Annotated in this window: 17 protein-coding genes; 7 read left to right on the top strand and 10 right to left on the bottom strand. The window is 38.4% G+C overall.

Going from position 1 to position 24,012, the window contains the following annotated elements:
• Positions 1 to 12: 12 nt before the first annotated feature.
• From ACI4WO_RS04320 to ACI4WO_RS04295, 6 genes are all read right to left on the bottom strand, one after another.
• Positions 13 to 948: a YwqG family protein gene (locus ACI4WO_RS04320; protein WP_439806331.1), complete on the bottom strand. Its 936-nt coding sequence runs from the start codon at positions 946 to 948 to the stop codon at positions 13 to 15.
• Between the two features lies 1 nt (position 949).
• Positions 950 to 1,804 (bottom strand): agmatinase, encoded by an 855-nt coding sequence (gene speB, locus ACI4WO_RS04315; RefSeq protein WP_439806330.1) that lies wholly within the window; start codon positions 1,802 to 1,804, stop codon positions 950 to 952.
• A 2-nt stretch (positions 1,805 to 1,806) separates the two neighbouring features.
• Complete coding sequence (speE, locus tag ACI4WO_RS04310) at positions 1,807 to 2,667, bottom strand: polyamine aminopropyltransferase (RefSeq protein WP_439806329.1); 861 nt, start codon at positions 2,665 to 2,667, stop codon at positions 1,807 to 1,809.
• A gap of 9 nt (positions 2,668 to 2,676) precedes the next feature.
• A complete protein-coding gene (locus tag ACI4WO_RS04305) occupies positions 2,677 to 4,125 on the bottom strand; it encodes an aminotransferase class I/II-fold pyridoxal phosphate-dependent enzyme (RefSeq protein WP_439806328.1) in 1,449 nt (482 codons plus the stop codon).
• A gap of 16 nt (positions 4,126 to 4,141) precedes the next feature.
• Entirely contained in the window at positions 4,142 to 4,951 is an 810-nt protein-coding gene (speD, locus tag ACI4WO_RS04300; protein ID WP_439806327.1) for an adenosylmethionine decarboxylase, read from the bottom strand.
• A gap of 179 nt (positions 4,952 to 5,130) precedes the next feature.
• Positions 5,131 to 6,264, bottom strand: a complete 1,134-nt coding sequence (locus tag ACI4WO_RS04295; RefSeq protein WP_439806326.1) for a putative glycoside hydrolase — start codon at positions 6,262 to 6,264, stop codon at positions 5,131 to 5,133.
• Between the two features lie 103 nt (positions 6,265 to 6,367).
• Between ACI4WO_RS04295 and ACI4WO_RS04290 the strand changes: the two genes are divergently transcribed.
• Positions 6,368 to 6,916 (top strand): adaptor protein MecA, encoded by a 549-nt coding sequence (locus tag ACI4WO_RS04290; RefSeq protein WP_439806325.1) that lies wholly within the window; start codon positions 6,368 to 6,370, stop codon positions 6,914 to 6,916.
• Here ACI4WO_RS04290 and rpe read toward each other — a convergent pair.
• Positions 6,902 to 7,552, bottom strand: a complete 651-nt coding sequence (gene rpe, locus ACI4WO_RS04285; RefSeq protein ID WP_439806324.1) for a ribulose-phosphate 3-epimerase — start codon at positions 7,550 to 7,552, stop codon at positions 6,902 to 6,904. The genes ACI4WO_RS04290 and rpe overlap by 15 nt on opposite strands.
• A 171-nt stretch (positions 7,553 to 7,723) precedes the next feature.
• Between rpe and ACI4WO_RS04280 the strand changes: the two genes are divergently transcribed.
• Entirely contained in the window at positions 7,724 to 9,235 is a 1,512-nt protein-coding gene (locus ACI4WO_RS04280) for an oligosaccharide flippase family protein (RefSeq protein ID WP_439806323.1), read from the top strand.
• A gap of 215 nt (positions 9,236 to 9,450) precedes the next feature.
• Here the strand turns inward: ACI4WO_RS04280 and pheT are convergent, their stop codons facing one another.
• On the bottom strand, positions 9,451 to 11,847 hold the full coding sequence (gene pheT / locus ACI4WO_RS04275) for a phenylalanine--tRNA ligase subunit beta (RefSeq protein ID WP_439806322.1): 2,397 nt from the start codon (positions 11,845 to 11,847) through the stop codon (positions 9,451 to 9,453).
• Positions 11,848 to 11,868: 21 nt separating this feature from the next.
• Positions 11,869 to 12,888: a phenylalanine--tRNA ligase subunit alpha gene (pheS, locus tag ACI4WO_RS04270; RefSeq protein ID WP_439806321.1), complete on the bottom strand. Its 1,020-nt coding sequence runs from the start codon at positions 12,886 to 12,888 to the stop codon at positions 11,869 to 11,871.
• Between the two features lie 483 nt (positions 12,889 to 13,371).
• Here pheS and ACI4WO_RS04265 point away from each other — a divergent pair, with 483 nt between their 5' ends.
• From ACI4WO_RS04265 to ACI4WO_RS04250, 4 genes are all read left to right on the top strand, one after another.
• Entirely contained in the window at positions 13,372 to 13,860 is a 489-nt protein-coding gene (locus tag ACI4WO_RS04265) for a hypothetical protein (RefSeq protein WP_439806320.1), read from the top strand.
• A 19-nt stretch (positions 13,861 to 13,879) separates the two neighbouring features.
• Positions 13,880 to 15,019: an enhanced serine sensitivity protein SseB C-terminal domain-containing protein gene (locus ACI4WO_RS04260; protein ID WP_439806319.1), complete on the top strand. Its 1,140-nt coding sequence runs from the start codon at positions 13,880 to 13,882 to the stop codon at positions 15,017 to 15,019.
• A gap of 66 nt (positions 15,020 to 15,085) precedes the next feature.
• Complete coding sequence (locus ACI4WO_RS04255) at positions 15,086 to 16,618, top strand: NAD(P)H-hydrate dehydratase (RefSeq protein WP_439806318.1); 1,533 nt, start codon at positions 15,086 to 15,088, stop codon at positions 16,616 to 16,618.
• A gap of 53 nt (positions 16,619 to 16,671) precedes the next feature.
• Positions 16,672 to 17,298, top strand: coding sequence for a hypothetical protein (locus ACI4WO_RS04250; protein ID WP_439806317.1), 627 nt, complete (start codon positions 16,672 to 16,674; stop codon positions 17,296 to 17,298).
• Between the two features lie 290 nt (positions 17,299 to 17,588).
• Here the strand turns inward: ACI4WO_RS04250 and ACI4WO_RS04245 are convergent, their stop codons facing one another.
• The gene (locus ACI4WO_RS04245) at positions 17,589 to 18,854 is read right to left on the bottom strand and encodes an O-acetylhomoserine aminocarboxypropyltransferase/cysteine synthase family protein (RefSeq protein ID WP_439806316.1); all 1,266 of its coding nucleotides are present in this window, start codon (positions 18,852 to 18,854) and stop codon (positions 17,589 to 17,591) included.
• A 524-nt stretch (positions 18,855 to 19,378) separates the two neighbouring features.
• Between ACI4WO_RS04245 and gltB the strand changes: the two genes are divergently transcribed.
• The gene (gene gltB / locus ACI4WO_RS04240) at positions 19,379 to 23,947 is read left to right on the top strand and encodes a glutamate synthase large subunit (RefSeq protein ID WP_439806315.1); all 4,569 of its coding nucleotides are present in this window, start codon (positions 19,379 to 19,381) and stop codon (positions 23,945 to 23,947) included.
• Positions 23,948 to 24,012 lie beyond the last annotated feature (65 nt).

Raw genomic sequence — 24,012 nt, 5'->3', positions numbered from 1 at the left:
GTTTAGAATTTTTCAGCAGCAGTCCCAGTTATATAAAACATCACTGAAATCAAGATTTTTAAGTTTTTCACGGCTTATAAAGAAGTTGCAGATTCCAGAGTCGCCCCACATAATTTTGTCATCGTCATCGTCGAAATCACTGTCAAGCTGAAGCAGGAGAAAATCGTGGGTATCTCCTTCGTCTCTTGGATCATATTGTGTAAATCCCGGATATCCGCCTATTTTATGCCCGAACGCTTTTTCTGATCCTGTAGTATATTCTTCAATTTCATCAAGATCACATTCAACATTATACATTGTTGATATTGTTTTAGGAGAATTCAGCTTGTTATATTTATCGCAGAATATTTTATTAAATTTGTAGTCATTATCCGACATGAAATCAGTATCAGCTGTGAATGTTACACCGTATTCACCCGTTACAGGCATCATATCATCATCGTCAAATTCATTCCTGGAAAATTTTGATTTTACTTCTTCCTCAGTAACACTATTGTCAATATTCTTATGATACACAATTCTGAAGGAATCCTGTTTTGTGTTATTTTCAAAATCAGCACCGCTTAAGTCATTATTCAGAATCCAGAACTGTAAAAGTCCCTGCTTAGGGAAATCTTCAAGTGAAATATCAGAACATTTAATTTGTGCAAGAAGTCTTAGCTGATTACCCTTGCTGTCCTGAGGAAAGTTTCCGTCATGAGGAATATAGCCCATACCGCCTAATTTACTTTCAAAAATTGACGGTTTTGCGTCTGTCAGTTCCATTGTTACACAGTTTACAGATGTTTCATCATATATTTCTTTCAGTATCTTTCTGGCGGCTGACATTTCATCAAGTGATTGCTGTATATTATCGTCTTCTGACGATTTGGCTGAATCGGATTTATAATTTTCCAGTTCACTTGTAAGGTCATCTTTCTTTTTCTTAAATTTATCAAAAAATCCCATTTCAGTTCTCCTTATAAAAATATAATAAAATTTCTCTTAAAAGTTTGCACGCAAGAGCAGTTGACGCACCGCTCTGGTCGAGTGCAGGGGATAACTCATTAACATCAAGTCCTATTACATTCAGTGTAGAAACGAACTGAATAGCAAGCATAAGCTCTGTGAAATTTACTCCCCCTGCTTCCGGAGTACCAGTACCCGGAAAGCATGAAGGATCAAGTACATCAAGATCCAGAGTAAAATAAACGGGCTTATTTTTTATTTTATCTTTGATTTTTTCAAGTCCTGTAAAATTAAATTTATTTGTGGAAACATGCTTTTTTCCCCATATAAATTCTTCTCTGTCGCCGCTTCTTATGCCAAACTGAAAGATTCTCCCATCTCCCACAAGCTCATGGCATCTTCTCATCACGCATGCATGAGAAAGTTTTTGTCCCAGATAATCATCTCTTAAATCTGCATGGGCATCAAAGTGGATTATACATAGATCAGGGTGTTTTTTCACCGCTGCACGGACTGCTCCTAAAGTTACCAGATGTTCTCCGCCTATCATAACAGGAAGCTTGTGATCTTTTAGAATTTCAGATGAAAATTCCTCAATATCCTTTAAAGCCGATTCCGGACTGCCGAAGCATAGCTCAAGATCACCGCCGTCAAAGACTTTTATATCCATAAGATCCTTGTCCTGATATGGACTGTATGTTTCAATGCCGAAGCTTTCATTTCTCATAGCAGAGCTTGCAAATCTTGTACCCGGACGGTATGAGGTCGTACTGTCAAAAGGTGCGCCAAAAATAACTATTTTGCTTTCATCATAATCATTGTCGCAGCCTATAAATGTGTGTATATTTTTTTCCATTATTATTTATGTTCTCCTGATTCTCTTAACTGATCCCTGACATTGTTAGGGATTGCAAAGCAGCCTGTATGAAGTATTGTATTGTAGTATCTGGTTTTTATACCCAGACTGTTCCACCAATCTGCTTTCAGATCGGCTCTGGGGTCATATTTTTTAGAAGCAAATCCGAAAAGCCAGTGACCTGACGGATATGTAGGAATATGAGCCTGATATACCAGTGCGATCGGGAAAGTGGATTTTATTCTGCTGTGGGCTCTTTTCATAGAATTTGCATAGGAAGTATAAAATGTACTTTCATGCTGGTTTACAAGAATACCGTCGCTTTTAAGAGCCTTGTAGCAGTTGCCATAAAATTCCTTTGTAAACAGTCCTTCACCCACACCGAAGGGGTCTGTGGAATCTACGATTATAAGGTCGTATTCATTTTCTTTGTTTCGGACAAACCGCAGACCATCCTGATAAAATATATGAACTCTCGGATCAGTCAGACGGCAGGCGGTCTGGGGCAGATATTCACGGCAGATTTCTACCACCATTTCGTCTATTTCAACCATATCGATATTTTTTACATGATTATACCGTGTAAGCTCTCTTATTGTTCCGCCGTCTCCGGCACCGATTACAAGAACATTCTGAATGTCAGGATTTACAGCCATTGGGACATGAGTTATCATTTCATGATAAATATATTCGTCCTTTTCAGTAACCATAAGGTATCCGTCAAGAGTAAGCATTCGGCCGAATTCCTGAGATTCAAAAATATCAATTCTCTGGAATTCACTTTCAGCACTTCTCAGATGCTTATCGACCCTTATAGAAAATTTTACGTTATCGGTATGTTTTTCCGTGTACCAAAGTTCCATTTTCTGCTCCTATTCTTCAACAATATTGATATTTTCAATTTTAATATCCTGTGTACCTGTCATAAAACAGCCTTTTTCCTTGGCATAATTAATATAATTTATTATTTCATCTGTTATTTTTTCACCCGGAGCAAGAATCGGAATTCCGGGAGGATAGCACATTACAAATTCGCCGCATACATGTCCGCTGCTTTCATTGATAGGTACTGACCGTTTCCTGCTGTAAAAAGCCTTTTGTGGAGCAGTTATGACTTCCGGATTAATATATTCATGGTCGAACATTCCGCTTTTGTCTTTGGAATAAAGACGTTTTATTTCAGAAAGTGAGGAAATCAGACGTTCAATTTCCAGTGCACGGTCTCCGGCAGAAATGATAGCAAGTATGTTGCCGATGTCCCCGAATTCAATCTGTATGCCGTAATCGTCACGGAGAATGTCATATACTTCAATTCCCGCAAGACCAATATCACGGGTATGAACAGAGAGCTTTGTTTTGTCAAAGTCATAAAATGCATCATTATCGCAAAGCTCCTTGCCGAATGCATAATATCCGCCGAGCTTGTTGATTTCATTTCTTGCGTATTCTGCAAATTGTACAGTTTTATTAAATATTGATTTACCATTCAGGGCAAGATTTTTTCTTGCAATATCCAGAGATGAAATGAGAAGATATGAACCGCTTGTAGTCTGGGTAAGATTAATTATCTGGCGTACATAATCGCCATTTATGTTTGGACCGCACAGTAAAATTGAACTTTGGGTCAGTGAACCTCCGGTTTTATGCATACTTACAGCTGCCATGTCTGCTCCGGCTGCCATACCTGACACGGGCATATCTTCACCGAAATAAAAATGAGTGCCATGAGCTTCATCAACAAGAGCCAGCATATTGTGTTCATGTGCAATACGTACGATTTCCCTTAAATCTGAACAGACGCCGTAATATGTTGGATTATTAATAAGAACCGCTTTGGCGTCTGGGTTTTCTTCGATTGCCTTTTTAACGTTTTCAACAGACATACCAAGAGGAATACCCAGTTCCTTGTTTGTTCCCGGATTTACATAAACAGGTATTGCACCGTTGACAACAAGAGCATTAATTGCGCTTCTGTGAACATTTCTGGGCATGATGATTTTTTCGCCAGCTTTGCATGCGGTCATTATCATAGCCTGTACTGAACCAGTAGTACCGTTTACAATAAAAAATGCGTTTTCTGCACCGAATGCTTCAGCGGCAAGATCCTGTGCTTCTTTGATAACAGAAACCGGATGACATAGATTGTCCAGTGGTTTCATTGAGTTGACATCAGCTTTAAGGCATGACTTGCCAAGAAAGTCAGTAAGCTCTGCATTACCTCTTCCGCCTTTATGTCCCGGAACATCAAATGGAACGACTCTGTTCTGAAGATGCTGCTGCATTGCCTCAAGAACAGGTGCTTTGCTCTGGGAAAATATCATAATCAAAGCCCCCTTGTCAGTAAATATTCATTCCACTGAAAATTTCAATCATTTCCCGTCTCAGACTGTTTGTAATATCCAGTCTTTCTTTGGGTGGTAGTTCATAAACATCAGTATTGAACAGATAGTTCTGAAGCTGGATTTCCTTGATCAGCATTTTAGTATGGAAAATATTCGACTGATAAACATTGACATCTATTGCATCATATTTAGTAAGAGTTTTGCTGTCGATATAATCCTGAATTGAAGTTATGTCATGATCTATAAAATACTTTTTTCCGCACATATCTCTTGTGAAACCCCTGACACGGTAATCAATAGTAATAATGTCAGAATCAAAGCTGCTTATAAGATAGTCCAGAGTATTCAGCGGGGATATTTCACCGCATGTGGCAACGTCTATATCAACCCTGAATGTACATACAGTATTTTCAGGATGTGATTCCGGAAATGTATGAACAGTAACATGGCTTTTGTCAAGGTGGGCGTGAATAGTGTCGTTCTGTACAAAGCCAAGTCCCTGATTGCATGATTTATCAATTTTTTCCGGAACGTGACCTTCTGCAATGAGAATATTTACAGAAGCACCCTGAGGTTCGTAATCCTGTTTTGATATATTAAGTATAGTAGCACCAATCATTTTAGTGACATCGCACAAAATCTTTGTAAGACGTTCGGAATTATACTGTTCATCAATATACCTAATATAATCCATTCGTTCACGCTTACTTTTCGCATAGCAGACATCATAGATATTAAAACTTAATGTTTTTGTGAGATTATTAAAACCATATAATGTCAACTTTTTTTCCAACCCTAACATCACGGCCTTTCGGATAATTTATTTTAGTTTACAGGAGTTTATTTTATCATATTTTCACATTAAATGCAATGATATTCTAAACATTTAACAGAAATTTTTTCTTTTTTAAAAAATAAGAATATATTTTCACAGGAAATGAATGCACTTATCTGCAGAGCCGGTACTGCAAATAAGTGCAATTTTTATCTTATTATATATGAATCATATTTCAGGTCTGAAAATGTACTGTATATTTCAGCTTTTTGAGTACTTGTTAGTGAAAGTGAAGAAATTTCGGGAATAAATGATGTCTTGTATATTTTTGTTTCAGTTTCTTCACATATTGTTTTAACCTTTTCACCGATACTCATAGAGGCAAAGTTTATTTTTTTGCCGTTGCATTCTATTTCTGAATTGAATTTACTCAGATCAATTTTTAAAACATATTTCTGAGTATTTAAGAGAATAGGCTGAAAGACTTCACAAGTGCCTGTAAGCATTTCGTAAGCAGGAATTTCAATCCACATATTGCTGTCCTTGTCCTCAGCAATTTTGTTCATAGTATTGACTGTATCAATAAGATCCAGATATCTGTTGCTGTCAGTAACCTTAGAACCAATATCTTTAAGAGCATTTTCGCTGAATGCAGGGTATTCAACATTTGTGCTTATAATATATTCAAAGCCTGCCTGAGCAATTTCACCTGTCAGAGAAGAGAGATATTCTTTTGATGCAGAAGACGAAGGATCCATCCACGGTTTGCCTTTTTCTTTATTATTGGAATCCAGCCATAAGGCTTTTGAGGATTCCAATAAAAATCCGGCATTTTTGTTTGCTTTTGGATATAAGTTGTCCTGCATTGTATTTATAGATGCAGCGGGAGTAAATCCGGAAGCCTTCACAGCTTCAATTACAGATGAAAGTGACAGTTCGTTTCCGGCTTCTGCAAGGACTGCACCTTCATTGGATGAATTATAATTGAGTGTACCTCCTTCAATTTTCAGCGGTACAATAACCATGTTATATTCACTTGTGCTTATGCTGTCCAGAGTACTCTGCAGTGTTTTGAGATCCGGGATTTCCCTGTCCTTTATCCAGTATGCTTTAAAGCCTCTTGGGATTTTTACACTTTCACTTTCAACAGTTTCAAGATTGTCATTAACTCCGGAATCTGTTCTGCTGGACGATATTTCGCCGATTTCCCCGAAGGGTTTTGCAACACTGTATCCGATAACTGCGAAAAACGAAGCAATAACAAGAGTAAACATTATTGAAAGGATATTGCTCAAAAGATGAGGATGCCGTTTGGGCTTATATACATTTTTTTTCTTTTTCATTTTGGTCTCCGTTATTATACACATTTAATTTGTTTGGGAATAAAATAATTATATATGTTTTTTTCCTGAAAGACAGGCAAGAATATATGCGGGAGGCTGAAGAATGACTATTGATAAACTGAACGACTATGCACTGAAAATTTACCTGAATAAAAATGATCTTGAAAAGCTTGAAATAAATTTTTATGATATAGATTCTTCATGTATAAAAAAATTGATTATTATGCTGTCAGATGAAATATCCGAGATACTGAATATTGATATGAGTAATGAAAAATTGTATGTTGAAGTTTTTGCAAAGAAAAGCGGATGTCTGATTTTTATTTCATGTTCCGGGGAAAGTCAGAAATCCGATGCATCCGGAAAAGTTCTTATCTGTCAGTTTGAAGATTTTGAGAAACTCAGAAATTTCTGCTTTCGGTTAGGAGATTCTTATATGAAAAAAATAAAGTTCAGTCAGCTTTACGGCAATAATAATCATATACGCCTTATTATAGGAGTGAGGTCAGATTACTATATTCTGACCGGAATAGCCGGACAATACTGCAAAGTTCTGCCGGGAAATGAAATTAACACAGGAGTTACAGAAGAATATTTCAGCTGCATAGAGTCATCTGAAGCAATACAGAAAGTATTATCATTGCCCGGCTAAAGATGCTACAGCCTCTGTCACACTGCCGTTTTTGAAAATATAGCTTCCGGCTACAAGAATATCTGCACCGGCATCTGACGCAAGCTTTCCGGTTTTTTCATTGATTCCACCGTCAACCTGTATGCTTACATTTAAATTATGTTCATCTATATATTTTTTAGCTGAGGATATTTTATTCAGCATATCTGATATGAATGACTGTCCGCCGAATCCCGGTTCTACCGTCATTATCAGAAGCATGTCAATTTTGTCCAGATATGGAATTACAGATTCAAACGGAGTGGAGGGTTTTATGGAAAGTCCTGCTTTTACACCCGATTTTTTAATCATTTTTATAGTCTGGGCAATATCGCTGTCGCATTCAAGGTGAATAGTGACAGTATCAGCGCCGCACCTGACGCACTGTTCAATGTAATCTACAGGATTTATGATCATGAGATGTACATCAAGATGCATGTCAGTATATTTATTTACAGTTTCCAGAATTGGAAATCCGAATGATATATTCGGAACAAATACGCCGTCCATAACATCAAAATGCAGCATATCCGCATTACTTTTTTCAATTTTGTCTATTTCTGTTTTCAATTCCAGAAAATCTGCACTTAGAATTGATACTGAAACTTGATTTTTCAAAGTCTGCCTCCGGAAAATAAAATTAATTTACGAATAATGTAGATTGCATCAGCAGTCCACATATTAATTATATATTATATTTTTCACATCGTCAACAAAAATAAAGCATTATTCTCCGATTTTTGTAATAAACTTAAAAAGGGCTATTAATATCGGAGGGATAATAAAACGATGAATAAAAGCAAAATATTTAGGGATACCTGTTTTCTTACGGTTATAGATCTTGCTCTTCAGGGGTTGTCTTTGCTTCTGAATGTATTTATTACACGAAAATTAGGCTCGTCAGTTATGGGTATGATTTCACTGATAAGTACTTTTTTTTCTTTTGCAACGATTGTTTCAAGCGGAAATATTTATCTTTCATCAAGCCGGTTTATTTCTGAGGAGATAGGGAAAAAAGACGGAAATCCCGGACGGGTTTTCAATTATGGTATTATATCGTCTGTAGGACTAAGTGTTATTACATCATCTGTAATATTTATTTTTTCAAAAATAATAAGCATTAATATTTTAAAAACCGATCAGATGATAATCCCCATAAGAATACTGGCACTGATACTGCCGTTTGGTTCTGTAAGTGCTTGTATCAAAGGTTATTTTAATGCCATCAGAAATGTCACAGTTGCAGCTGCCGGCGGAACGCTGGAGTTTCTGATAAAGTCCGGACTGTTTGCTTTTTTTGCAGAATTCTGTATTACAGAGGGAAAAATCAATGTCCTGACAGCGTTTGCTCTGAGTATTGCAGCCGGACAGATTTTCAGCTGTATTTTTCTTATTTTATGCTATCTGAAATTCAGGCGTTCGTGTAACAATGATTGTTCCATAGGATTCAAATGGTTTGTTATGTCTTCAGTACCAATTTTTTTAAACAGTATTGTTACATCAGTACTCAGCAGTACAAATGATGCACTTGTTCCGCTTACATTAAAACAATACGGAAATTCCACAGCTGAAGCTTTAAGTCAGTTTGGTATATTTGAAGCTATCGTAATTCCGGCATTATTTTTTCCGTCAAGTATTTTATGCAGTTTGTCCAGTATACTTGTTCCGGAATTGTCCCGAGAGAGGGGTGCAGACAATAATGACAAAAATGTAAGCCTTATAAATAAAGTTTTAAGACAGACTTTCAGCTTTTCAATTTTCATTGCAGTAATTTTTCTGTGCTTCGGAAAGGAAATAGGATACTTGATGAGCGGTGATTATTTTGCCGGAAAAATAATTACGATACTTTCTCCAGCTGTTCCGTTCATATATCTTGAGATCATTCTTGAGGGGATTCTCAAGGGCATGGGAAAACATAGTTTTTCATCTCTTAATTACCTTGTAGAATACACTATACGAATTTCAGTACTGCTTATATGTGTGCCGATATTCGGATTTTACGGTATAGTTATATCATACCTTACAAGCAATATTGTATGTAATACAACCAGACTTATAATGATTATTAAAATTACAAGAATACATTTCAGCTTCACAGATAATTTAATCATACCCATTATATCCGCTGTATTTTCCATTCAGATCATTGCAGTGATTGACAGGCTTACGCATCTTGACCGTATGAATGTAATAGCAGAAACTGTTATTTTCGCATTGCTTACAATGATAGTGTACATAATAATACAGAAAACCATATATAAGCTTATTGATAACCGTACAGGTACAGAAGCTAAGATATGATAACTGTTTGAAAGTTTTGGTCAGGCTTTTTCAAAAGCTTGTAAGGGCAGGGAGCTTTGCCTGAGAGGTGTTCCGCAAAGGGTAAATGGCTAAATTTTATTTACGGCAATTTAGCAAGAGGGAACGCCCATCAAGTGAGGACGTTCCCTTTGTATAATCAATTTTATAGATTTGAAAAGTTAGTTGATTTTATGGTGAACTTGTATAAGATGTGATTACATTCTCAGTTCTGCACCGATTTCCTTAAGTGCTTTCAGAACCTTTTTCATAACGGAATCAGCCTGTTCGTCAGTCAGTGTACCGTCATGAGAGCGCATGCTGATGGAATATGAAATACTTTTCTTTCCTTCTTCAATCTGCTTGCCCTTGTATACATCAAATAATGTAACCTTTTCAAGGACACTGCCTGCAGCATTTCTGATAGCCTTTTCGATTGCCGCAGCCGGCAGCTTTTCATCACAGATAAGACTTAAATCTCTGGTTGTTGCCGGGAATTTAGGAAGCGGTTTGTATGTTACTTCCTTCTGTGAAAGCTCAAGCATCTGCGGAATATTGAATTTTGCCGCATAAACCTTAGTTTCAATTCCGTAGTTTTCAGCAACGTCCGGATGAATTTCACCCAGAATTCCAATGGCAGTACCGTCTTTTAAAATTACGGCACTTCTTCCCGGATGGAATGCACACGCTTCATCAAATGCATCTGAATCAGAGGTTCTTACATATTCACAGCCATATATTCTGAGAGTATTTAAAAGGGTTTCGGAAATGCCTTTGATGTCATAGAAATCAACATTTCCGCCGTACATTCCGATTGTGAGGCGAAGAGGTTCGTCCGGCAGCTTGTCAGGATCTGTAGGTAGGTATTCCTTGCCGATTTCAAATAATCTGGCTTCAGCATTTCTGTTGTTATAGTTTTTGGAAAGAATTTCAAGCATGGAAGGAATAGTTGTAGTTCTCATAACGCTTGTATCCTCACCAAGAGGATTGATGATAGTTTCAGTTTTTCTGAGTGTGCTGTCAGCAGGAAGATTTATCTTGTCAAAGTATTTTGGAGAAATAAATGAGAATGTGGATATTTCATAGCATCCAAGTGCTGTCATTGTATTTTCAATAGATCTGGCAAATTTCTGCTCAGGAGTGTATTCTGCTTCGGCAACTCCCTTGAACTGTGAAGACGGGATATTATTGTAGCCGTAAATTCTTGCTACCTCTTCAGCAATATCAGCTTTGTACTCTATATCAATTCTGAAGCTCGGAGCAATTGCCTTGCCGTTTTCAACAGTAAAATCCAGTGAATTTAAGTATTTTATCATGTCGGCTTCCGGAATATCTGTACCAAGGAAATTATTTATCCATTCAGCACTGAAATCAACGGATTTAGGAGTTTTATCTGTAAAGTCATTGTCAATTACAGTTTTAACAACCTCTCCTGCACCCAGCATTTCAACAAGTTCAAATGCTCTTTCAAGACAAGTCATGCTGATAAGCGGATCAACGCCTTTTTCGTATCTTGCGGAAGCGTCTGATCTCAGTCCCAGTTTTTTAGAAGTTCTGCGAACCTGAACAGGTTCAAAGTAGGCTGATTCAAAAACAACGGTTGTGGTATCATTCATAATGCCACTGTATTCACCGCCCATTACGCCTGCTACAGCAATAGGCTTTTCGGAGTCGGCAATAATAAGCATTTCATCTGAAAGCTCACGTTCAACGCCGTCAAGAGTTGTGATTTTTTCACCGTTTACAGCATTTCTGACATTGATATGTGCATCCTTTACATATCTCAGGTCAAAAGCATGCATAGGCTGACCGTATTCAAGCATAACATAATTTGTGATATCAACAAAGTTATTTATTGGTCTAACACCGCTTGCTCTTAATCTTTCTCTCATCCATCTTGGGGACGGTTCTATTTTAACATTTTTTACAATGCCTGCACAATAGCGTCTGCATTTATCAGTATTTTTGATATCGACTTTCAGCATTTCGTTTATATCACCGTCAACACCCTTGAATGACGGTTTTTTAATATTCAGCGGTACGCCGAAGGTAGCTGACGCTTCTCTTGCAAGACCTGTAACGGACAGGCAGTCCGGACGGTTTGAAGTTATTTCAAATTCTACAGATGTATCATCAAGTCCCAGTGCTTCATGTATGTCCTGACCTATCTGACAGTCCTCTTCGATTATGAAAATACCGTCTTCAATTGCATATGGAAAATCGTGAACGGAAAGTCCCAGTTCTCCCAGAGAACAGAGCATTCCGTTGCTTTCAACACCTCTGAGCTTGCCTTTTTTGATTTTGACTCCATTAGGCAGAGTTGAACCGTGCAATGCAACAGGAACAATGTCCCCGGTCTTTACATTCGGAGCACCTGTTACGATCTGAATAGGCTCTTCCTTTCCAACATCGACCTGACATACAACAAGATGGTCTGAGTTTTCATGAGGAACTACAGAGAGAAGCTTTCCGATAACAACATTTGAAATTTCACTGCCTTCGGTTTCATAGCTTTCTACTTTTGAACCGCTCATAGTCATGCCATGACAGAATTGCTTTATATCTGTATTTTTAAGATCAACATAATCATTGATCCATTTCATTGATAAATCCATGTGTTAACCTCCAGTCAGTAATTAAAATTGTTCAAGGAATCTTACATCGTTTTCAAAAAGAAGACGCATATCACTGATATTATATCTTCTCATTACAATTCTTTCAAGTCCGAGACCAAAAGCAAATCCGGAATATACGCTGCTGTCAATTCCGCAGCCTTCCAGTACCTTAGGATGAACCATACCAGCACCGAGAAGTTCTATATAGCCTTCATTCTTGCAGATACGGCAGCCTTCTCCGTGGCAGTTAAAGCACATGACATCTACTTCTGCACTTGGCTCTGTAAACGGGAAGTGATGAGGTCTGAGTCTTATTTTGCAGTCGTTTCCGTAAAGCTTTTTCATAAGTGTTTCCAGAGTACCCTTAAGGTCTGCCATTGTAATACCCTTGTCCACAACAAGTCCTTCGATCTGGTGGAAGAGAGGGGAGTGGGTAGCGTCAACAGCGTCTGAACGGTAAACGCATCCCGGAGAGATAATTCTGATAGGCGGCTTCTGATTTTCCATAACGTGAACCTGAACGGAAGATGTCTGGGTTCTCAGAAGAATATTGTCAGTAATGTAAAAAGTATCCTGAGTATCTCTTGCCGGATGATCAGGAGGAAGATTCAAGGCTTCAAAGTTATAGTAGTCATATTCGACTTCCGGACCGTCAGCAATGCTGAATCCCATTCCCAGGAATATTTCCTTGATTTCATTTTCAACAATTTTCAGCGGATGAAGTCTGCCGATACTCTGAGGCTTTCCGGGAAGAGTTATGTCTATGGACTCAGCTGCCATTTTCATTTCCTGTTCCTTTGCTTTAAGTGCAGACATTTTTCCGGAAATAGCGGATTCAATATCCTGTCTTACTTTATTGGCAAGCTGACCTATTACCGGACGTTCTTCAGATGAAAGTTTTCCCATCTGCTTTAAGATTGCAGTAAGCTCTCCTTTTTTTCCGAGATATTTGATTCTGAGCTCGTCCAGAGCTTTTATTGAATCACTGGATGAAGCTTCTGACATGGCTGATTTTTCAATATTTTCCAGCTGTTGTTTCATTAAATCACCTCATAAAATAATAATTTATACTAACTGATATGGATTAGTATTATGTCGGAATATATAGGGCAATCATAAAGATTGCATAAAAAAAGCCCTGCCCAAACAGGACAAGACATACTTGCTTCTAAACCACCCATTTTCAAAGAGCCGACACTCCCCAGCCTTTAACGCAGACTATACGTCGGAACTTACAATAACATCATATCTAAAATTTCATTGCATACATGTGCTGCAATAAATTTCAGAAACAACCATAAAACTTCGGCTCCGCCACTCGTGAGTGAACTTCAATATCCGTAAAAATCAAAGCAGTTTTCAGCCGCAGACCACTTCTCTCTGGGGTTTTATGACCGGATATTTACTCTCTCAGTCAGCATGTTACTTTTATTATATACAATTCTTCAAAAAAAAGCAAGTGTTTTATTGAAGTTTTTTTGAAACTGTGGTATAATGACTTAAAAAGAAAAAAGGAGAAATATAATGGATACATATTCTGAACAGCTTGTAAAAAAATGTGAAAATTCATCAGACCAGATGAAAAAAATAGGAATTATCGTCGGGGGTATAGCAGTAATTCTGATACTTTTATTCGTTACAATATATATTATGCCGATTGCTATTATTGCAGCATGCGGTGCGGCTTACGGTGCATACTGGCTTCTGACATGTCAGAATGTTGAGTATGAATATACGGTTACCAACGGTTCCATCGATATAGATAAAATTATTGCAAGACGTAAAAGGGTTTCCATGATATCTGTTGATGTAAAGGATTTTACAGATTTTGGGGATTACCGTCAGGCAAATGATAATTTCAGAGGAACCACTGTAATGGCAATGGGTGATGAGGAAGAACCTTATTTTGCAGATTTTCATAGTGAGAAGTATGGGGAAACAAGACTGGTATTTTCACCAAATGAAAAGGTTCTGAACTGTATTAAACCATATTTGCCGAGAACACTTAAATAATAAATTAAAGGAGAAAAGTATGTCAGTTTTACAGGAATTAATAGTTAAATTTAACAAAAACAAAAATCAGGAACTTTATATTCGCATTATAAAGGAAATTCAGAGTATTGATAAAATATGGATTGCTTTTTCAACTGCTTCCAATAATTATTTTCTGGGGAATGAAAATGGAAAAGCGGCAGCATATATATTCAGTGAAAAAGAGTATTTTGATAAATATTATGTTCATCTGCAGAAAAAAGGAGATGAAATAAAGGCTGTTGAGAATTCAAAGGAATACAGAATGGCTTTCTTCGGGGATCTGTTCAGATGCGGATTTGAAAATATTGTTATTGATAACGGGCAGACATTTTTAAATATCAGCATGTCTGATATTGTTCAGATTCCGGACAAAGACAAAATGCCTAAAGACAGCAGATATGTTCTTAATCCAAGCCTCATGAGAACTATTAACTGGTTTATGCAGGAAAATGCCAAAGGAACTGCCGGACAGAAAATGTGGCAGCTTTTATTTAGTGAAATTTTTCAAGGTGAATATATTATTCCGGCAGATACATCAAAACTTAAAACAAGCGGTAATGAAATTGATGTTAATAACAGTCAGGTATCTTTTCCGCTGCTTCAGAACAGTGAAGGAAAGAGATATTATCCGTTTTTTACTGACTGGAATGAGCTTAGAAAATATGATATGAAATCCCAGTTTACAGGTATGGTCGGAGGATTTAAAGATATGAAAGCTTTTGCCGGAAAAGCTGACGGAATCGTTATTAATCCATATGGTGCAAATATTGTCCTGACTTCTGATATGCTTAATGATATTGTAAAGGTATCAAATGATTACAAGAAGGAAAATTCGGAAATTATGGTAGGTGATCCTAAAAATTATCCTCTTGAAATGCTCAGAAAAATTTCAGAGGTTTTATGGGATAAGGAAAATGTAACTGCCGCTTATCTGAAGCTTATGCTAAAGGACGGCAAAGAAAGCTATCTTGTGGCTTTAGAAGGAAATTTACCGGAAAATCCAATTGAGCTTTTCAATGAAATTGCTGAGAAGGCGTTGCCGTTTGCTGATAAAATGCCGATAGATTTTATTGACTATTCATCAGACTTTGCAAAGAAGGCATTTAAAGGTGCATCGGCATTTTATAATAAAAAATAGTTATACTTGATTTGTATAAAAGTATCGGTTGTATTTTAACTATTAAAACGAAGCGGCGGTGAAATAATGATTGTAGTAACTCCGAAGCAAATGAAATTTCTTGAGGCTGAATCAGACAGAAACGGAAATACTTATGAAATGCTTATGGAAAAGGCAGGACGGGGACTTGCTGAAAAAATACAGGAAATTTTAAAATCTGTTGAAAATGAAATTAAGCTGGATGTGTTCTTTCTTTGCGGAAACGGAAACAATGCCGGAGATTGCTTTGTGGCACAAAGATATCTTGATGAATCAGGTATAAAATCAACGGTTGCAATGCTTTGCGGAGAACCTAAAACAGATCTTGCAAAGCTTAATTTCTCACGAATGCAGGCTCAGAAAGTATTTACCGGAAAGCAGGAAATTATAAATCAGCTGTCCTCCGGAAACTTAAAGCTTATAGTAGATGGTGTATTCGGAACAGGTTTCCATGGGGAGCTTCCCGGTGATGTAAAGGAAATTTTTTCGGCGGCATCTGAAAGAGGAATAGTAATTGCAGTTGATGTGCCAAGCGGCGGAAACTGTTCTTCCGGATATGTTTCTGACGGCACAATGAATGCTGTTTATACTTATACGTTTGCCTTTGAAAAATTCGGTATGGCGCAGTATCCTCTTAAAAGTTTTTGCGGAGAAATTCAGGTTATAGATATAGGAATTCCGGAGAAGTTCACATATGATTTTGAACATAAAATTATAAAGACAACTAAGGAATTTGCAGAAAAGGTAATACCCAAAAAACGTCCGGATTCTCACAAAGGAAATTACGGCAGACTTCTTATTGTCTGCGGCAGCGAGAAAATGCCGGGAGCATGTATAATGGCAGCTGAGGCGGCTGCAAAAAGCGGTGTGGGACTGCTTAAGATTGCATCTGTAAAAAGCGTTCTCACATCAGTAACCAATCGGCTTCCGGAGTCTATGCTTGAACCTATGGGGGCAGATGAAAACGGATTTATATCTGAAAACAATTTCGATAAAATTATGAGTGCGGCAGAGAAAGCTGATGCCGTTTTAATAGGCTGCGGACTGGGAGTTACCGACGGTACTAAAAAACTTGTGAAGGAACTTATTAAAAATATAAATTGTCCTGTAATTTTAGACGCTGATGGAATAAATTGCATAGCTGACAGCATAGATATTATTAAACAAAAAAAGTCAAGCATTATACTTACTCCACATCCTGCTGAAATGGGAAGACTCTGTAAAAAAAGCACGGCGGAAGTTCAGTCCGACAGACTTGGAACTGCGGTAAGCTTTTCAGAAAAGTATGATGCGACAGTTGTATTAAAAGGAGCCGGAACGGTTATCGCTGAAAACGGTAATGTATATGTAAATCTTACCGGTAATCCCGGAATGGGCAAAGGGGGAAGCGGAGATGTTTTAAGCGGAATAATCAGTTCTCTTGCGGCTCAGGGAATCAGTACTCTGAACGCTTCAGTTCTGGGAGCTTATGTTCATGGTATTGCCGGTGATATTGCGGCAGAAAAAAAGTCCATGCAGAGCATGACGGCAACTGATATAATCAATGAGTTGCCGGAGGCTTTTAAACAATTGACGGAATAGTAATAAAATAAAAGGAATGTAAAGCTTTATAAAATAATTTTAAGGAGCTTTATATGAAAAAGTATATTAGTTTATTTTTATCTTTTATTTTAATGATCAGTCTGTGCGCCTGCGGCGGAAAAAGCAGTGTTAAATTTGAACCGAAATTAAATAAGGCGTTCAGCATTACAGCACAGATTAAGTATGATGATCAGGAATCAAATGCGGTTATCAAAAGACTTGGCAAGGATAACTGGGATGTTGAATTTTCTTCTCCCAATACGCTTGCCGGAGTTTTGCTGTCGTACAGGGACGGCAATGTAGAAGCCTCATATAAGGGGTTAAGCTTTTCCGTACCTAAAAGTGCTTTGCCGCTTAAATCAATAATTTCATCTTTAATTGATATTGTTGACAAAACAGCTGAAATGCAGGAGATAAGCTGTGAGGAAAAAGACGGCTTTTACATTATGGAAGGTGAAAATGATCAGGGGAAATATACTTTGAAAATGGCTCAGAACGGTGCGTTGACAGGATTCAGCATGCCGAGCCTTAATCTTGAAATGATTTTCACTGATTTTATGGAAAACGGTTCCGGAACGATGGAAACAACAGAAACTGTTCCGGCAGAAACAACTGCTTCCGAAGAAACACAGTCTGAAACATCAGCGGAAACACAAGCACAAGACCCTCAGGATGAATAAAATAACACCCGGAAAGATTTTGTTTTCTTTCCGGGTATTTTGCGTATCAGAATATACAGCAACTATCTTCGTAACTTATTGAGGGAAACCCTTTTGAAAAAGGGTTGTCTCTCAAACTCTCTTCCTAAAACTTTACCTGATTTTTTCTCAAGAGGGGGCGAATGCCCCTTTGAGAAAAAATCAAATAAAAGTCTTTGGAAAGGGGTCTGGGGAAGAACCTTTCATCAGAAAGGTTTGCCCCAGCAGGGTTTCGGATATATTGCTGTAAAATCTGATTTATAAGACTTAAATCAGATTTTCTCAAGAGCCTGAGCAATATCCTCGATAATATCATCAATATTTTCAAGTCCGCAGGAGAAACGAATCATACCGCCGTCAATACCAGCAGCTTTAAGCTGTTCGTCAGTAAGCTGACGGTGAGTAGAGCTTGCAGGGTGAAGAACGCATGTTCTTATATCTGCAACATGAACTACATTTGAAGCAAGATTCAAGCTGTCCATAAACTTAACAGCATTTTCCTTGCCGCCCTTTATTGTGAATGTTATTACTCCGCTGCAGCCGTCCGGCATGTATTTTTTAGCAAGGTCATAGTATTTATTGGATTTAAGTCCCGGATAGTTTACTGAAACCACTTTGTCAGAAGCTTCCAGATATTCAGCAACTTTCATAGCATTTTCACAGTACTGTTTCATTCTCACTGCCAGAGTTTCAAGACCAAGATTCAAAAGGAATGCAGAGTTAGCTGACGGATAGCATCCGAAATCTCTCATAAGCTGCATTCTTGCTTTTACGATGTAAGCAAGCTTGCCGTAGTCTTTTGTATAAACAGTACCATGATAGCTTTCATCCGGTTCAGTAAATTCAGGGAACTTTCCGTTTGTCCAGTCAAAGTTGCCGCTGTCAATAATAACGCCGCCTACCTGAACTGCATGTCCGTCCATATACTTTGAAGTAGAATGAACAACTATATCTGCTCCGTGTTCAATAGGTCTGCAAAGTATAGGAGTAGGGAAGGTGTTGTCTACAATAAGCGGTACATTATTCTGATGTGCAAGCTTTGCAAATTTTTCAATGTCCAGAACTGAGAGTGCAGGATTTGCAAGTGTTTCACCAAAAACAGCCTTTGTGTTCGGCTTGAAGGCTTTCTGGATTTCTTCTTCTGAAGCGTCAGCATCTACAAATATACATTCAATGCCAAGTTTTTTAAGGGTAACAGCAAACAGGTTGACAGTTCCGCCGTAAATAGTTCCGGTTGAAATAAAGCTGTCCCCCGCACTGCAGAGGTTGAGGATAGAACACAATGACGCTGCCTGACCGCTGGAGGTTGCCATTGCTGCAACGCCGCCCTCTAATGCTGCGATTTTTTCTTCCACAGCCATTACTGTTGGATTTTCAAATCTTGAGTAAATAAGACTTTTTGTAGGATCATTGAAAACATCTGCAATGTCATTTGTCGAATCGTAAACATATGTAGTACTTTGTACTATTGGCACTACTCTCGGTTCAGTGTTTTTAGGATGATATCCTTCATGAAGACATTTTGTTTCGATTTTCATAATGTAACTCCGTTACCGAATTAAGAATCTGTACCGGACATAATTTATCGGCAGCAGTTTCCAGTCGGTTTCCGTCTTTACGGCAGACGGATGCCGAATTTGAAATAATATCAAATTTATCATATCACATTTTAGCATTCCGGTCAATACTATTAAAGTCATTTCATCTTAATTTAATAAATAAGTGGGTGCAAAAACAGTATATTTTAAATGCCGGAACAGTTGATTTATAAAAAATGGGATATTTCTTAATTAAAAAAGGAAAAAATACTGAAAAAATTTATTTTTTTAGAAAAAAAGCCGATTTTACTATTGACAAAAAAGTTTTTTTGGTGTACAATAATAACACAATGCAATTGGCAGTGAATAAATGAATATATGAAGCAAAGACGCTTACATGAACGGTGTGTATACACAGTTTATGTGGGGGTCTTTTTTTGTCTGTGTGCAGGAAATTGTTATATAATACTGTTTTGCAGACTTTAAGAAAAAATTATTTATTATTTAATAAAGGAGCAGTGGCTATGGATAATTACAGAAATCAGGAACCTTTTGAAAGACATGGTCTTTATGATCCGAGGTTTGAACATGAAAACTGTGGTATCGGTGCAGTTGTCAATATGAATGGTGAAAGCGATCATAAGGTTGTTGATAATGCACTCCGTATTGTAGAAACTCTGGAACACAGAGCTGGAAAGGATGCAGAGGGAAAAACCGGTGACGGTGTTGGTATTCTGCTTCAGATTTCCCACACATATTTTTCAAGGGTTGCGGCAGAAGCAGGTATGAATATCGGAGACAGACGTGAATATGGTATAGCCATGTTCTTTTTCCCGCAGTCTGAAAAGAAATTAAAAAAGGCAATGAAAACCTTTGAAAAGGTTCTGGAAGAAGAAAAGCTTGAATTTATCGGCTGGCGTCAGGTTCCGGTAAATCCTTCAGTTCTTGGAACAAAGGCACTGGAAAGTATGCCTAATATTATGCAGGCATTTATAAAAAAACCTGAAAACTGTGAAAAGGGAATTGAATTCGACAGAAAGCTTTATGTTGCAAGAATGGTATTTGAAAAGAGAGAAAAGGAAACTTATGTCGTTTCATGTTCAAGCCGTACCATTGTATACAAGGGTATGTTCCTTGTAAATCAGCTTCGTGAATTCTATGAGGATCTGAACAGTCCTGACTATAATTCAGCTATTGGTATTGTTCACTCACGTTTCAGTACAAATACAAATCCAAGCTGGCAGCGTTCACATCCTAACCGTATGATGGTTCATAACGGCGAAATAAATACTATTACAGGAAATGTTGATAAGATGCTGAGCCGTGAGGCAATTTTAAAAAGCGAGCCTCTGGGCGACCGAATGAAAGATATAGTTCCTATTCTTGATGTAACTGGTTCTGACTCTGCACGCCTTGACAATACACTTGAATTTATGACAATGGCAGGAGTTGACCTTCCTCTGGCTGTTATGGCTCTTATTCCTGAACCATGGCAGCATATAAGTACTATGAGCCGTGAAAAAAGAGCATTTTATCAGTACTATGCAACAATGATGGAACCTTGGGACGGTCCGGCATCCATTATCTTTTCTGACGGCGATCTGGTAGGAGCTGTGCTTGACCGTAACGGTCTGCGTCCTTCACGTTATTATATTACAGATGACGGAAACGGCGGAAAATACCTCATTCTTTCATCTGAGGTGGGTGCACTGGATATTCCTGTTGAAACAATCGTTAAAAAAGAACGCCTTCACCCTGGAAAAATGCTGCTTGTAGATACTGTAAAAGGCGAACTGATAGATGATGAAACTTTAAAGGATTACTACAGCAAGCGTCAGCCTTACGGTGAATGGCTTGATCATAATCTGCATCCTCTGGATGAACTGAAAATACCTAACAAGCGTCCTGAAAGAAACACTGGTGAGCAGCTTGAACGCCTTCAGCATGCATTCGGATATACATATGAAACAATTAATAATGTTATGATTCCGATGGCATTGAACGGTGCAGAGCCTACGGCTGCAATGGGCGTTGATACGCCTGTTCCGGCATTGTCCAAAATGAATCCTCCGCTATTTGATTACTTCAAACAGCTTTTTGCACAGGTTACAAATCCGCCGATAGATTCAATCCGTGAATCTGTAATTACAGATACTACGGTTTATCTGGGAGCATCAGGCAATATCCTGCAGGAAAATGAAGATAACTGCTGTGTACTTAAAGTAAAGAATCCGGTGCTTACAAATCTCGACCTGCTGAAAATCCGCAAGGCAAATATAGAAGGACTGAAAACAGCTGATATTTCAATGCTTTATACAAAAGATGTAAGTCTGCATGATGCAATTGAAAATCTTTATGTACAGGCAGATAAGGCTCATGAAGACGGTGCGGCAATTCTCATTCTTACAGACTGGGGCGTTGACCAGGAACATATGGCAATCCCATCACTGCTGGCTGTTGCAGCACTTGAAACATATCTTGTAAAAACAAGAAAAAATACAGCTGTTTCAATTATCGTAGAAACAGCAGAACCTACTGAGGTTCACCACTTTGCAACACTTCTGGGATTTGGCGCAAGTGCTGTAAATCCGTATCTTGCACTTGATACTCTTTATGATATGACATCTTCCGGAGCACTTGACAAGGAATACACAGAAGCTGCAAACGACTATGTAAAGGCGGTTGTGGACGGTATTGTAAAAATTGCTTCTAAAATGGGTATTTCAACTATTCAGTCATATCAGGGCTCAAAGATTTTTGAGGCACTCGGTATCAGCGAAAGCGTACGCAACGAATTTTTCCCGGATACTGTAAGCCGTGTAGGCGGTATTGATCTTGATGATATAAGCGACCGTGTAATTGCACTGCATGATGCGGCATTTGATCCATGTAACCTTACTGTAAACGAATCCATTGCAAGTATCGGAAGCCATAAGGCAAGAAGCAATCAGGAAGAGCATCTTTATAATCCTCAGACTATTCATCTGCTTCAGCAGTCTGCATGGCGTGATGACTATAATATGTATAAACAGTATTCCGCATGTCTGAATGCTGAAGATAAAAATCTTACACTCCGCAGTACACTTGATTTCAAATACGCCGAGGACGGCGGAATTCCTATTGAAGAAGTAGAAAGTGTAGAAAGCATTATGCATCGTTTTAAAACAGGTGCTATGTCATACGGTTCTATTTCTAAAGAAGCTCATGAATGTATGGCAATTGCCATGAACCGTATAGGAGGAAAGTCAAACAGCGGTGAAGGCGGCGAAGACCTTGAGCGTATTGTTACAAGCGGCGGTGCTGTTGACAAATGTTCTGCTATAAAGCAGGTGGCGTCCGGACGTTTTGGCGTTACTTCAAAATATCTGACATCTGCAAAAGAAATCCAGATCAAAATGGCTCAGGGTGCAAAGCCCGGTGAGGGCGGACATCTGCCGGCAAAGAAGGTTTATCCGTGGATCGCTAAAACAAGACATTCAACTCCGGGTGTTGCTCTTATTTCTCCTCCGCCTCATCATGATATCTATTCCATTGAGGATCTGGCACAACTTATTTATGACCTGAAAAATGCAAACAAAAATGCAAGAATTTCTGTAAAGCTGGTTTCTGAAGCAGGCGTTGGAACAATTGCTGCCGGAGTTGCCAAAGCAGGTGCCGGGGTTATCCTGATTTCCGGTTATGACGGCGGTACGGGTGCCGCACCGGGAAGCTCTATTCATAATGCCGGACTTCCGTGGGAACTGGGTCTTGCAGAAACTCACAAAACACTTATTATGAACGGACTGCGTTCAAAGGTCGTTATTGAAGCAGACGGTAAAATGATGACGGGCAGAGATGTTGTAATAGCTGCAATGCTGGGTGCTGAGGAATATGGCTTTGCAACTGCTCCGCTGGTAACTATGGGATGCGTAATGATGCGTGTCTGCAATCTGGATACATGTCCTGTGGGCGTTGCAACACAGAATCCTGAACTCAGAAAACGTTTTAAAGGCAAACCGGAATATATAGTAAATTTCATGCGCTTTGTGGCTCAGGAAATGCGTGAATATATGGCAAAGCTTGGTATTCATACAGTTGACGAACTGGTAGGCCGTTCTGATCTGCTGGTACAGAAAAAATATCCGAAGGGCAGCAGAGCAAATAAAATTGATATGTCAAGCATTCTTGAAAATCCTTATGTAGGATCAGATGCTGCTTCTCATTTCCGTCCGGAAGATGCTTATGACTTTAAGCTTAATGAAACTATTGATGAAACAGTTATTATTCCGGAAATGAAGGAAGCTCTTGAAAATAAAACTCCGAAAACAATGGAACTGAATGTAAATAACCTTAACCGTACTTTGGGTACACTGTTTGGTGCAGAGATCACAAGAAAATATTATAATACTCTGGATGACGATACATTTGTTCTGAAATGTCACGGTTCAGGCGGACAGAGCTTTGGTGCATTTATTCCTAAGGGACTTACACTGGAACTTGAAGGCGACAGCAATGATTATTTCGGAAAGGGACTTTCAGGCGGTAAATTGATTGTATATGCTCCAGAAAATGCAAGATATAAAGCAGATGAAAATATCATTATCGGAAATGTTGCACTGTTCGGAGCAACAAGCGGAAAGGCATTTATTGCCGGTGTTGCCGGTGAACGTTTCTGCGTAAGAAATTCAGGAGCGACAGTTGTTGTTGAAGGCGTCGGAGATCATGGATGTGAATATATGACAGGCGGCTGTGCTGTTATTCTCGGTAAAACAAGCAAAAACTTTGCGGCAGGTATGAGTGGCGGTATTGCCTATGTTCTGGACGAAGAAAACGATTTATATACAAAGCTTAACAAGGCTCTGGTAGGATTCAGCAAGGTTACTGCTCCGGAGGATATCGAAGAACTCAGATCACTGATTGAGGAGCATGTTGAACTTACACACTCTGTACGTGGAAAAGAAATTCTTGATAATTTTGATATATATCTTCCACGGTTTAAAAAGATTGTACCGCATGAATATGCAAAAATGATGAGCGGCATTCGTAAATTCGAGGCAGAAGGCATGAGCCATGAAGAGGCAAGAATTGAAGCCTTTTATGCCAATACAAAATAATTTGGAGGGTGTAGCGTGAAAGAAACAATCAATGCACCGCCAAACAGGCGCAACAACAAGGCCCT

Source organism: Porcipelethomonas sp., from assembly GCF_051893655.1.
Classification (GTDB): Bacteria; Bacillota; Clostridia; order Oscillospirales; family Ruminococcaceae; genus Porcipelethomonas.
Note: the sequence above shows the minus strand (reverse complement) of the source record. Positions and strands in the feature narration are given on the sequence as shown.